The organism is Providencia sp. LY12 (assembly GCF_057621555.1).
Genome location: NZ_CM172594.1, coordinates 32,018 through 45,381, shown reverse-complemented (window position 1 = coordinate 45,381; position 13,364 = coordinate 32,018). Strand labels below are relative to the sequence as shown.

General features: G+C 42.4%; 11 protein-coding genes. 8 read left to right on the top strand and 3 right to left on the bottom strand.

The features are described from left to right. Positions 1-14: 14 nt before the first annotated feature. The 5 genes from ACY3ZI_RS00160 (at position 15) to ACY3ZI_RS00140 (ending at position 6,268) form a co-directional block, all read left to right on the top strand. Complete coding sequence (locus ACY3ZI_RS00160) at positions 15-1,646, top strand: HsdM family class I SAM-dependent methyltransferase (protein WP_487375777.1); 1,632 nt, start codon at positions 15-17, stop codon at positions 1,644-1,646. Next, positions 1,639-3,003: a restriction endonuclease subunit S gene (locus ACY3ZI_RS00155; RefSeq protein WP_487375776.1), complete on the top strand. Its 1,365-nt coding sequence runs from the start codon at positions 1,639-1,641 to the stop codon at positions 3,001-3,003. Before ACY3ZI_RS00160 ends, ACY3ZI_RS00155 begins: the two co-directional genes overlap by 8 nt. After that, positions 2,996-4,009, top strand: a complete 1,014-nt coding sequence (locus ACY3ZI_RS00150) for a DNA-binding protein (RefSeq protein WP_487375775.1) — start codon at positions 2,996-2,998, stop codon at positions 4,007-4,009. The genes ACY3ZI_RS00155 and ACY3ZI_RS00150 overlap by 8 nt, the downstream gene beginning before the upstream one ends. Position 4,010: 1 nt before the next feature. Continuing rightward, complete coding sequence (locus tag ACY3ZI_RS00145; RefSeq protein ID WP_487375774.1) at positions 4,011-4,481, top strand: type II toxin-antitoxin system death-on-curing family toxin; 471 nt, start codon at positions 4,011-4,013, stop codon at positions 4,479-4,481. 491 nt (positions 4,482-4,972) lie between these two features. Beyond that, the gene (locus ACY3ZI_RS00140; protein WP_211887564.1) at positions 4,973-6,268 is read left to right on the top strand and encodes an SLC13 family permease; all 1,296 of its coding nucleotides are present in this window, start codon (positions 4,973-4,975) and stop codon (positions 6,266-6,268) included. Positions 6,269-6,373: 105 nt separating this feature from the next. Here ACY3ZI_RS00140 and ulaG read toward each other — a convergent pair whose 3' ends face one another. Then, complete coding sequence (gene ulaG, locus ACY3ZI_RS00135; protein ID WP_211887566.1) at positions 6,374-7,441, bottom strand: L-ascorbate 6-phosphate lactonase; 1,068 nt, start codon at positions 7,439-7,441, stop codon at positions 6,374-6,376. 115 nt (positions 7,442-7,556) lie between these two features. Beyond that, positions 7,557-8,312: an HTH-type transcriptional regulator UlaR gene (gene ulaR, locus ACY3ZI_RS00130; protein ID WP_036950625.1), complete on the bottom strand. Its 756-nt coding sequence runs from the start codon at positions 8,310-8,312 to the stop codon at positions 7,557-7,559. A gap of 427 nt (positions 8,313-8,739) precedes the next feature. Here ulaR and ACY3ZI_RS00125 point away from each other — a divergent pair, with 427 nt between their 5' ends. The 3 genes from ACY3ZI_RS00125 to ACY3ZI_RS00115 all read left to right on the top strand — a co-directional run bounded on the left by ACY3ZI_RS00125 (position 8,740) and on the right by ACY3ZI_RS00115 (position 11,741). After that, on the top strand, positions 8,740-10,512 hold the full coding sequence (locus ACY3ZI_RS00125; protein WP_036950627.1) for a PTS ascorbate-specific subunit IIBC: 1,773 nt from the start codon (positions 8,740-8,742) through the stop codon (positions 10,510-10,512). Positions 10,513-10,578: 66 nt separating this feature from the next. Further along, the gene (locus ACY3ZI_RS00120) at positions 10,579-11,046 is read left to right on the top strand and encodes a PTS sugar transporter subunit IIA (RefSeq protein ID WP_036950629.1); all 468 of its coding nucleotides are present in this window, start codon (positions 10,579-10,581) and stop codon (positions 11,044-11,046) included. A 50-nt stretch (positions 11,047-11,096) separates the two neighbouring features. Beyond that, the gene (locus ACY3ZI_RS00115) at positions 11,097-11,741 is read left to right on the top strand and encodes a 3-keto-L-gulonate-6-phosphate decarboxylase UlaD (RefSeq protein WP_154599602.1); all 645 of its coding nucleotides are present in this window, start codon (positions 11,097-11,099) and stop codon (positions 11,739-11,741) included. A 53-nt stretch (positions 11,742-11,794) separates the two neighbouring features. Here the strand turns inward: ACY3ZI_RS00115 and ACY3ZI_RS00110 are convergent, their stop codons facing one another. Next, positions 11,795-13,087, bottom strand: a complete 1,293-nt coding sequence (locus ACY3ZI_RS00110; RefSeq protein ID WP_211887569.1) for an MFS transporter — start codon at positions 13,085-13,087, stop codon at positions 11,795-11,797. Positions 13,088-13,364: the final 277 nt, after the last annotated feature.

Genomic DNA, 13,364 nt, shown 5'->3' with positions numbered 1-13,364 from the left:
GCAGTACACAAACCATGGTCGAACTCGAATTTAGAGAAAAAACAACAGCCCTTATCGATAGCCTGAAAAGCATATGTGCAACCAATGGCTTAGGCAACAGTACCGCGGAATTTGAAATCATCACTCAGGTCTTTTTGTATAAATTCCTGAACGATAAGTTCGCCTATGAAGCAAAGAAAATAGACGAAAAAATCGCCAGCGCGGCAAAATGGGAAGAAGCGCTGATTCAAATGAGTGAAGAGGATCTAGAGATGCTCCAGATCCAGATGGGCGGTGATACTGCTCGTCTCAAACCACATCATTTCATCAGTCACTTGTTCAACCAGCAGGATAAGCCTGGGTTTGCTCAGCTGTTTGATGATACTTTGATGGACATTGCCATCAGCAATAACGAAGTGTTTGCGGTAATGACGGACACAGGCGAAAAAGTACAACTTTTTACCCGCATCAGTGAGAACGTGACCGTTTCCAAGCGTGATGCCTTTTGTAAAGCGATCATCAACAAGCTGATTGAGTTCAGCTTTGAGCGTATCTTTAACCAGAAATTTGATTTCTACGCCACCATCTTTGAATACCTGATCAAAGACTACAACAGTAACTCTGGTGGTAAATACGCTGAGTACTACACCCCTCATGCGGTAGCACGCATTATGGCCGCCATTTTGGTGCCTGAAGACCAGCAAGGCACCGTACGCAATGTGAGCTGTTATGACCCATCAGCGGGCTCTGGCACCCTTCTTATGAATGTCGCCCATGCCATCGGTGAAACGCGTTGTAGCATCTACACACAGGATATTTCGAAGAAGTCATCAAATCTACTGCGTTTGAACCTGATTTTGAACAACTTAGTGCATTCAATCCCTAACGTGATTGAAGGTAACACCTTGCTGCATCCACACCACAAGGAAAATGGTGAGCTACGCAAATTTGATTACATTGTCTCTAACCCACCATTTAAACTGGATTTCAGTGATTTTCGTGATGAGCTGGATAGCAAAGAAAACAAAGACCGCTTTTTTGCTGGTATTCCTACTATTCCTAAAAAGAAAGTGGAATCAATGGCTATTTATCAATTGTTCCTTCAGCACATTATTTTCTCATTAAAACTAGGTGGTAAAGCAGCGGTGGTACTGCCAACAGGGTTTATTACCGCTCAATCAGGTATCGATAAAAAGATCCGTCAATACTTGGTTGATAACAAGATGCTGGCGGGCGTGGTATCTATGCCATCGAATATCTTCGCTACAACAGGTACCAACGTCTCTATTCTGTTTATTGATGACAGCAACAAAGACAAAGTGGTGCTGGTTGATGCATCCAACCTGGGTCAAAAGGTCAAAGAAGGAAAGAATCAGAAGACGGTTCTGACACCAGAAGAAGAACAGCAGATTATTGATGTGTTTAACAACAAATGGACAGAAAAGGACTTCTCTATTGCTGTCTGCTATGACGACATCACTGCAAAAAATTATAGCTTCAGCGCTGGTCAGTATTTTGAAGTCAAAATTGAGTACACAGATATAACCCCTGACCAATTTACTAGAAAGATGGATAATTTTGCTAGCAATCTCGAAGAGCTATTTAGTCGATCTCATGCCTTAGAGTTAGAGGTAAAAAAACAGCTAGCGGGGCTAAACTATGATTAATCAGTATGAAAATTTATCTTATTTGTCCCCTTTTAGCGGAAAAACTATTCCACTGAAAGAGCTATGCTTATCTATTACTGATTGCCCTCATTCAACGCCAAAATGGTCTGAAGAAGGTATGATTGTGATCAGAAATTTTAACATTAAGAATGGTGAGTTAGATTTATCATCTCCTTCATATACTGATCATGGATCTTACCTAGAGAGAAATAAAAGAGCCACACCAGAACCTGGCGATATAATCATCACTAGAGAAGCGCCAATGGGCGAAGTATGTATGATTCCCGATGGAGTTGAGTGTTGCTTAGGCCAGAGAATGGTATTACTAAAAGTTGATGAACAAAAAGTATCTAATCAGTACTTGTTATTCGCTCTTCAGTCTGAGTTCGTGCAAAAGCAAATTAGTAAAAGCGACCGTACTGGTTCAACGGTTAGTAACTTGTGTATTCCTGATCTCAAAGAAATTGAAGTTCCTATATTCGAAAACTCTAAAGCTATTGCCGATGTTCTAAAAACAATAACCTCTAAGATAAGAGTTAATAATCTAATCAATTCTGAACTAGAAGCGATGGCGAAAACGCTTTATGATTACTGGTTTGTGCAGTTTGATTTCCCAGATGCGAATGGGAAACCCTATAAAGCTTCTGGCGGTAAGATGCTTTATGACTTTGTTTTGAAGCAGGAAATTCCAGCTGGCTGGCATGTTAATAAAATATCTGATTGGATTCATTCAGATAAAACTGGTGATTGGGGAAAAGAAACCAAGCAAGGTAACTACACACTTCAGGTTGATTGCGTAAGAGGTGCAGATATTAACGGCATAAATGGTCAAGGAAATGTCGATGCGCCTAACCGATTCATTCTTAGAAATAATGATCACAAACTTCTTGCTCCATTTGACTTTGTTATCGAAATATCAGGTGGTAGCCCCACTCAATCTACTGGTCGAATGGCTTTTATTACAGAGCATGTTTTAGAAAGATTTAATTATCCTCTGATATGTTCCAACTTCTGCAAAGCAATAGACCTTATAGATAAGCGCTATTTCTATAACTTCGCATACCAGTGGCAAAGCCTCTACGAAAATGGTGTTTTTTTTGGTTGGGAAGGCAAAACTAGTGGTATCAAGAATCTTTTATTCGACTCATTCGTCAGTAATTACAACGTAGTGATGCCTCCTAAAGATTTAGCTGAGAAGTTTTTCCAGTTTGTTTCTCCTTTACAAGAACAAAAACAGAAAAAACTTAAAGAGAATGCAGAGTTAGAAGGCCTGAGAGATTGGCTTCTACCAATGCTAATGAACGGTCAAGTAACAGTAAAACCAAGCACTGAATCCAAGGAGACTCAGCATGGCTAAAGATCTCACAGAGTCTTTGCATGACCGACAAAATATTCTGAATAACCGTTACGCCCTGCAAAAAGCAGAGCAACACCTGGCATTAGGCGGTGTGCAGTTTGACGGTGAAACAGTATTTACCAAACAACAGGTGATAGAACTGTTTGATATCAGCGATGCCACCGTAGAACGTTACTTGTCTGCGCACGGAGATGAGTTAAAAGCAAATGGTTACACCCTGCTAAGAAGCGCTAAGCTAAAGCAGTTCAAAGAGATAGCTGTTGGTACCCTCATCAGTGAGGGTACCAAAACTACGGTGTTAGGGATTTTCACTTTTCGCGCCATTTTGAATCTGGGCATGCTGCTCACTGACAGTGAGCGCGCCAAAGAATTACGCTCTCGTGTACTCGATATTGTGATTGATGTACTCGCCGAACGCGCAGGGGGTCATACCAAGTTTATCAACCAGCGCGATCAAGATTACTTGATGGCGGCGTTCCAGGAGGAAAATTACCGCAAACAGTTTACCGACGCCTTGGACAAGTACGTAGACGGCAATAAGTGGAAGTATGGCCGCTTTACTAACCTGATCTACCAAAGCATTTTCCATGAGAATGCAGCGGAGTATAAGAAAATACTCAAGCTGGCCGAAAAGGATAAGATCCGTGAAACCATGTACTCTGAAGTACTCACGCTTATCGCCAGCTTTGAATCAGGCATCGCTCATGAGCTAGAGCGCCAGAGCATCAGTCTAGGCCGCCCATTGACGCAAAAAGAAGCAGAGCTGCTGTTTACCAGCTTTGAGCAACATCCACTCTTTAGGCCATTGATAACCGATGCCAGGACTAAAATGGCCAGCCGAGATCTGTGCTTTAGAGATGCTTTGCATGAAAAACTGGAGGCCTACATTAAATCTGTACCAGAAGCAGACTTTGAACGTTTCCTTGGTGAGAAAAGCAAGTCTCTTGAAGACCAGCTCAGCGATCCTGAAACGCTTGAAGTGTTTAAACGTTTGAAGGACCGCTAATATGACTGGTGAATCTCACCCTAGGTTTTTCTACTTCGATGTGACGTATGCTGTTAAAACTCATGGCTGGATCATTGATAACTCTGGTGGTTTAACTGGCACAAAAGATATTGGTCAACTTGAAAGCCCATTAGAGCATATGCAAAACGACTGGTATTACCCAGAAATCGAAGACAAGTTGACGCACTTAGTGTTTTCCATCAATAAAAACCACGCCTTCAACGATGGTAATAAGCGCTCATCACTAGCACTCGGTGCCTACTTTTTAGAGCTCAACGGATTTGACTTTATCGTGCAGAATTTCGTTCGTGAAATGGAGAACATCGCCGTTTGGGTTGCTGATAATGTTATTGATAAAGAGCTACTGCATAAAATCATTAGCTCAATTTTGTATGATGATGAGTATTCTATAGCGTTGAAACTGGAAATTTATGAGGCCGTGCAACGAGCCGAGGAAAACAGACAGCTGTAAGACATGCTCGGGCTGCTACAAAGCCATGCAGATGAAATTTGAGTTGTTCGGTTATTCTGAACAGCCGTCTGACCTCTAAGGAGGCCATGACTATTTCAAGCAATTTGACAGTTACTAATTCACCATTGGTTAATTTAGAATTATTTTGTCACTTTTTATATGCAGCTACTTTAGCTATAACAAAATTTTTTAGATCTTTTTTGTCATTTCTCTACAAACGTAACTCCAAGAATACGGCTTACAAGCTGATTTACTTTATAACTATTTTGTCATCCCACATCCAGCCGGTGTCTTGTCAAAGTACACCGGCTTTTTATTGCCCTTCTATTATTATTCGCCATTAAAATTTCCCTACTGAACTATAATAATCCGATGCTAATTAGTTGATTGGGTATGCATCTATTCGCTATCAATTTCACGTATACTTAATTTTCTTGATGCAGTATTGAGCAATAATAAACAACAATAAAAATCAGCAGAAGGTTACGTGGATGGCAGAGATTGAATGGTTGAGTGCGGTTGTCATCGCAATCACGATAGGGTTTTGGGCGACAGGAAAACTACCAGAATATTTAGTAGCATTACTGTTTTTAGCTGCAGCGGCATGTTTACATCTAGCGCCAACCAATGTGATTTTCTCGGGGTTCACCTCAGAAGCATTTTGGCTCGTTTTAAGCGGCTTTATTCTTGGGTTTGCCATCAATAAAGTGGGGCTGGCGGAACGGATCGCGCAGCATATCTCGGGTCGTTTCACCAAATCCTGGCTCTCATTGATCATTGGTGTGGTGATCCTCGCGTATGGATTGGCATTTATTATGCCGTCGAATATGGGACGAATTGCGTTATTGATGCCGATTGTGATGGCAATAGCAGATAAAGTCGGGCTAGAAAGTGGCAGTCGAGGGCGCATCGGATTAGCGCTGGCGGTGGGTTTTGGTACCTTCCAACTTTCTGCAACTGTACTGCCAGCGAACGTTCCCAACCTCGTCATGGCGGGGGCGATAGAAACCACCTACCACCTTAAACTTTCCTATTTGAATTATCTGTTCCTGCACATGCCAATCTTAGGGCTGATTAAAGGTGCAATGGTGGTGCTGTGTATCTATTTTCTATTTCCTGCCAAATTGCAGCAGGTGGCTGAACAAAAAACCTTACCGCCAATGAGCCGCGATGAGAAAAAGCTCGGTGTTGTGCTGGCGGTCACGTTGCTTTTCTGGATCACGGATACCACACATGGTATTTCACCAGCATGGGTGGGATTAGTCGCGGCATGTTTCTGCTTGCTGCCTAAAGTCGGTTTTGTCACCAATGATGAGTTTGTTAAAGCGGTGAATATCCGCACTTGTATTTATGTCGCAGGGATTTTGAGCCTAGCAACATTGGTGAGTTATTCCAACGTTGGAATGGTGGTTGGTACTTACTTACAAAAGATGCTGCCACTGGATCCAAATAGCCCGTTTATGGATTTTGGTAGCTTAGTAGGACTGACCAGTGGATTAAACTTTGTGGTGACAGCAAACGGTGTTCCTGCACTGTATACCCCGTTAGCGGAGTCTCTCTCTAATGCCACGGGCTTACCGTTGATTGCTGTGCTGATGGTGCAGGTGATTGGTTATTCGACACCTTTATTGCCTTATCAAGCATCTCCGATTGTTGTCGCGATGGGAATGGGCAAAGTGCCGTTAATGGATGGGGTAAGGTTGTGTCTTATCTTGTTTATTTTGACCTTTTTCCTTTTGGTGCCGCTGGATTATTTCTGGTTTAAATTGCTGGGCGTGATCCCTTAATCACGATTTTGGTGATTAACATAAAGTTAGCAGTTTTATAAAGATAATAAAAATCCGGTAGAGGGTATGCCTTACCGGATTTTGTTTTTTTAATCGATAACCATCTTATAAGAAGGCTTTATACGGCAATTCAGGTTCATTTTTAAAGATGTCTTGGAAGCCTCTGAAATGCTGATAATGCATGCGTCCTTTATCGGTTGGGTAGGTATATTTCCCGCCAACTTGCCAGAAGAATGGGGAAAATTTATATTGCAGACGCTCTTTTTTCATATTCCACAACACTTCAATTTCCCGAGGGTCATTTTGGAAGTTAGCCCAAATGTCGTGGTGGAATGGGATAACCGTCGTGCAATCTAATGATTCGGCGGCACGCAGAATATCGGAAGAGGTCATTTTGTCAGTCACGCCGCGCGGGTTTTCGCCGTAAGAAAGCAGGGCAACATCAATATTGTAGCGGTTGCCGTGCGCCGCATAGTAGTTGGAATAGTGAGAATCCCCAGAGTGATACAAAGAGCCGCCTGTGGTTTCAATCAAGTAGTTCACCGCACGTTCATCCATACCGTCCAAAATCGCTTTGTCATAGGAAGAAACGCCTTTTGGTAAGGTCACTAGCGCGGTACGGTCGAAGGAATCTAACACGCGAATTTTCATATCGCCAACTTCAATCACATCCCCCACTTTGGCCACAATGCAGCGATCTTCCGGTACGCCCCAGCCAGTCCATAGGTTTACACAGGCTTGTGGACCAATAAATTTAACGTGGTCTCCGCAGTTTTGTAGCACGGCTGCCGCAACGTTGACGTCAATATGATCCGCGTGGTCATGAGACGCTAAAATGGCATCGACATCTTTAATCGCAAAGGGGTCGAGAGGAAAAATCGCGGTGCGCAAGTTAGGCTGCAGGGCTTCAACACCGCCCATGCGCATCATTTGATGCTGCTGATTCATCAGTGGGTTTTTCTGGGTCTTTTTACCAGTGCCACACCAAAAATCGATGGAAATGTTGGTGTTACCTTCGCTTTTCAACCAAATACCTGTACAGCCCAGCCACCACATAGAAAATGTGTTGGGTTCTACGACGGTTTTTTCGATCTCTTCATTGAGCCAGGTTCCCCATTCAGGGAATGTGCTTAAAATCCAAGATTCACGGGTAATTTCATTTACTTTACTCATAGCAACACCTTTCCTATCCAGAATTTCAAATGTAAGGGATTAGCGCCTTATTAATGAAAATAAGGCGAAATACAGAATAAATTTGTTAATTCGTTGAATTAGATAGTTAATCTAATTATACAAGGATGACTTGCGTGCCTTGGGCTTCGATGGCTTTGATAATTTTCGGGTCGGCGTTCTTACCAGTGATGAGATAGTCAATTTTTTCGGCAGGACAAAATAGCATGCCCGTTCGACTTCCCACTTTTGAGCTATCCACAACGACAACCAGTTTATCAATACGATCGAGCATCTGTTGCTCCGCGACCGCAGTCAGCATATCTGTTTTGTACAACCCTGTTTCGGTTAAACCTTTCCCTGAAGTGAACATCCAGTTGCCGGCATATCCCATCAATGTGCTTAATGCAGGATTGAGGAAAATACCTTGTGTTCGGTTATATTGCCCGCCAATGAGAACCACATCTTCATGTTCTTCTTCAATCAAATAACTGGCGAGAGGGAAATAGTTCGTTACTATCTGAACCCCTTTTCCACACAGTTGCTGTCCTAGCAAAAATGCGGTGGATCCACAGTTGATAACAGCGCTATCTCCCGGTTGGCAAAGTTCTGCCGCTTTCATAGCGATTTGTGATTTTTCCTCATAATGATCGGTGCTGTTGATATTCAGCGGTGACCATCTGAGTCTTTTTTCTTCAATGCGCTCTGCACCATTACGTATTTTTTTGAGTTTGCCTTGCTCATCCAGCTTGGCGATATCTCGGCGAGCAGTTGCAGGCGAGATATCAAAATGTTTTGTGATAAAAGATACGTTAATGATTTGATTTTCTTTCAATAAAGACAATATTTCATGATGTCTTTGTGTCTCATTCATGTGTAGCGCCTTATTTCTGTATAATCATTTTTCGTCTTTAGTGATGATTATTATAATCACGATTCCATGATAACTTTTGACTCAAAATGATTAGATTTGATTCTATATGATTATAATGAAAATTGTCAACTCACTAAATTCAAAAATTACCCATGCCAATTTAATTCTTTAACTATATGTAAATATTGATTTTTACTATATTTGTTGTGATCAGCTCAACAAATGTAGGGTTTTTTACTGGTCAAAAAGTGTCACTTTAAATAATCATAAATGAGCAAACGGTGATTACTTATGATTACAAAATGTGTTTGAGTGATTGAATTGATGAACTGTTTGATTATAGCGTGAGAATGCTTGTCTGTGATCAGGGTAATGTAATTTTAAATAAGATAATAATTCACACTAAATTTGATTTAGGGGTAAAAATATGGATTTTCTGTATGACTCATTCTATATTTTTTACAGCCAAGTGATGACCAAAGCCCCGTTATTACTGGGATTAGTGACATTGATTGGCTACTGGCTTCTAAAGAGAGATGGCACAACCATCCTGAAGGGAACCATAAAAACGATTGTCGGCTTTATGTTAGTGCAAGTGGGAGCCGATACATTAGTCTCCAGCTTCAAACCTGTCATTGCAAAAATGTCAGAATATCATCATCTTACCGGTTCAGTTATCGACCCTTATACCTCAATGATGGCCACCATGGAAACCATGGGGGATAACTATTCATGGGTTGGGTATACGGTGTTGATTGCATTGGCGATTAATATTCTTTTGGTACTTTTCCGCCGTATTACGGGGATCCGAACCATTATGCTGACGGGGCATATCATGTTTCAGCAAGCGGGATTGATCGCGGTATTCTATTTTGTGCTGGGCACCAGTATGTGGGAAACCATTATTTACTCAGCCGTTCTCATGGCGCTGTATTGGGGAATTTCATCCAATATTATGTTCAAGCCAACGGAATCAGTCACGGGTGGGGCAGGGTTTTCAATTGGTCACCAGCAGCAAGTCGCATCATGGGTTGCCACTAAAATTGCCCATAAACTCGGTGATAAAAACGATAGCGTTGATAATCTTAAACTACCGAAATGGTTGCATATTTTCCATGATAGCATCGCGGCCACCGCGATTGTGATGACCGTTTTCTTCGGCATCATTCTTCTTTCCTTTGGGTTAACTAACTTGCAAGAAATGGCAGGGAAAACCCATTGGACCATCTATATTCTCGAAACTGGTTTGAAATTCGCGGTTGCCATCCAGATTATTGTTACCGGCGTGCGGATGTTTGTTGCCGAGCTTTCTGAAGCGTTTAAAGGGATTTCCGAGCGCGTTATTCCTAACGCGGTACTCGCCATTGACTGTGCGGCAATTTACGCCTTCTCTCCTAATGCCATGGTATTCGGCTTTATGTGGGGAGCGTTGGGGCAGTTTACTGCGGTGTTGATTATGTTGGGATTAAGTTCCCCGATCATGATTATTCCTGGATTTATCCCGATGTTCTTCTCCAACGCGACAATTGGGGTATTTGCCAACCATTTCGGTGGCTGGAAAGCAGTCATGAAAATCTGTTTCGTGATGGGGATCATTGAGGTGTTTGGGTCTGCATGGGCGATTTCATTGTTTAGCCAGCAAGGAACGGATTTTAGCGGTTGGATGGGCATGGCTGACTGGGCGTTAGTTTTCCCACCAGTGATGCAGGGGCTTTCCTTCTCCAAATATTTCTTCTTTGTCTTGATTGGACTGTCGTTTGTTTACATGTACTTTGCGTCGAAAAGATTGCGTGCGGAAGAAGATGCGCAAGCCGCTACGGCAGCGGAGCCACAAGCAGAGCTGAGTGTTGAAAATGCGCTGAGTGAACCAACAGAACTAACTATTTCAACAGGCGCTAGACCCGTCAGTATTCTTGCGGTGTGTGGTAATGGGCAAGGTTCATCAATGATGATGAAAATGAAAATTGCCAAGTACCTTGAAGGCAAAGGCATCCCTCATGTGATGGATTCCTGCGCGGTTTCTGATTACAAATCCAAACTGGCGAATACAGATATCATCGTCTCTTCCAAGCATCTCTCTTCTGAAATGGATGCGGGGGAAGGTAAATTTGTACTGGGTGTGCAGAATATGTTGAATCCGAACTCATTCGGCGATGAATTACTGGCGATTATTCATAATAACTTTAGTGAGTCGAAATAAATCCAATAACTAAATTTGTCATGGGGATTCAGTGATGTATGCCCATGACGATAGGAGAGCAATGTCATGGGTTTCAAACAATCTCTAATGGATAACAACTCCATTAAATTACATGCCTCAGCGGATAATTGGCAGGACGCGATTAAGATTGGCACCGATATGCTCATCGCATCTGGGGCGATTTTGCCGGATTACCATGACGCCATTATTAGCAGCGTCAAAGAGTTAGGCCCTTATATCTGTATTGCACCTCATTTAGCCTTACCTCATGCGCGCCCAGAAAATGGCGTTTTAAAAACCGCATTTGCCTTGGTGACATTAAAAGAACCGATTGTATTTGATGGGGAAAGTGAGCCTGTGGATGTCCTTATTACCCTCGCGGGAAGTTCTTCTGATGAACATATGGAAGGATTAATGGAAGTGACTCAAGTACTGGATGATGAAGAGAGCGAAACGGGGATTGATCTCGATAAAATTCGCCGCTGCACCAGCGCAGACGAGGTCTATCAGGTGATTGATGCCGCATTGGCTTAAGCTGTTATTCACCAGATACCCGATTTAATCTAAAACACTAGGATAATCAAATGACTAAACCTTTAATTCAAATTGCATTAGACCAAACAAATCTGAAAGATGCGCTGGCGGTTGCTGATAATGTGGAGTCTTTTGTTGATGTGATTGAAATTGGTACTATTTTGGCTTTTGCGGAAGGTATGAATGCGGTTTCAACATTACGTAAAAATCATCCATCACACATTATTGTTTGTGATATGAAGACCACGGATGGTGGTGCGATTTTATCGAAAATGGCGTTCGAAGCCGGCGCGGATTGGATCACGGTTTCGGCAGCGGCGCATATTGCCACTATCACGGCATGTAAAAAAGTGGCGGATGAATTTGGGCGTGAAATCCAAATTGAACTGTATGGTAACTGGACATTAGACGATGCTCAGCGCTGGGTAGATTTAGGGATCAAACAAGCGATTTACCACCGTTCTCGTGATGCTGAGCTCGCTGGCGTGGGCTGGGGACCTGAAGATCTCACCAAAATGCGCCAACTTTCTGATTTAGGCCTCGAATTGTCGATAACTGGGGGGATTGTGCCGGAAGATATTCATCTTTTTGAAGGTATCAAAGCCAAAGCCTTTATTGCTGGGCGCGCATTGGTCGGTGAAAAAGGAAAAGCCACCGCAGAAGCTCTGCGTGAACAAATTGCTCGTTTCTGGTAATTGGTATTGATAAAAATCCCCTCGAAATTACCGAGGGGATTTTGTTTTTGGGTTTATAAGCGTTTACTTGGCAGTAGCATTACGGCAATACCGCCTATTACCGTCACCGCAGAGAACGCGGCAAAGTTCCAACTGCTGGCGACCCCAAGGCTGGCAATATAAGCGCCAAACATGGGACCAGACATGGCACCTACACGGGAAATACTCATTGTCCAACCTGTTGCAGAAGCTCGCACACTGGATGGATAGAAATGGGCGACATAGCCCGTCAAAATTAATGGCGCAGAAATACAACCAATCCCCGCGAGGCCCACAAGTAAATAATTCATATAGATATTTTGCTTGAAGACCATCAATCCAATACCCATTGCACCTAGCATAAAGAAGAATGCAACTGTACCGCGAGCGCCACATTTATCGGCGACTTTCCCGAGGAATAACCCGCCTAGAGCAGAAGATAAACTGAACACCACTAAGAAAGTTAAGCTGGAGCCGAGATCATAACCTTCTTTACGCATAATGGATGGCAGCCACGTATTTAAGCCGTAAACGATGAAGCCACCACAGAACAGAGCGACCCAAAAACAGCAGGTTGCTCGCAGGTAATCTTTGGAAAAGATAATCGCGACAACTTCTTTTAAGCTACGGGAAGCCTGCTTTTCTTGCTTCACGGGTTCGTGATAGGTAACTTCAAGTTTCTCCGCCAGTTTTCTCGCTTTTTCGTGTTGCCCTCGGTTATTCAGGTATTCAATAGACTCCGGTAACAAGCGGGACATTGGCCAAATTAATAATAAGGGCAACGATCCAACCATCATCACACCACGCCAACCAAATTGGCTAAGAATCGCAATCGCCACTAACGCAGCACATAAGATACCCAGAGAGTAGCCTGAGTACATAATGGCATAGTTAAACGACCGTTTTTCAGTTGGTGAATATTCAATAGTGAGAGCCGCGGCTACGGGGATCACGCCCCCAAGTCCAATTCCGCCGATAAAACGCATTAATCCAAAAAACCAAGGTGTTGGCGCTAAAGCGGTGGCTAACATGGTGGACGAAAATAGCGTAACGCAGATTAGTAGCATGCGTCGTCGACCATATAACTCGCTTAACGTTCCGATAATAAAAGCACCGAAGAACATTCCCACGAGGGTATAACTGCTCAAGGCGCCTAATTCAATAGGGGTTAAATTCCACTCTTTATATTCAGAGAGTGTGGGTAAAACTGCACCCATCACCCCCACGTCATAACCTTCAAATAAAATGCTTAGCCAGCAAACCAGCATGACTTTAAAGGTCGTGCGTTTTGAGGAGACAGATGTAATTTCAGATGTTTGTATTGTCATAAATCACTCTCTAATCGTTATTCGACCGATATTTTTTAATGGCAAGTACGTATATTTTTAAATCTGAAAAGCCGACATTACACTTTACTTTTTTAAGTTAAATTACAATAGAAATGTTAATTAAATGTACAATAAATGCAGGAATAGGATATTTATTGCAGTTTTTGTTTTTGGATTAAATATTAATAAAACTTAAGTTTACTCACGATTATTGTTTTTATTTTTAAGAATGAAAATGTTTTCCTATATTAATTTTATGGAGAAATTAAAAATAGCA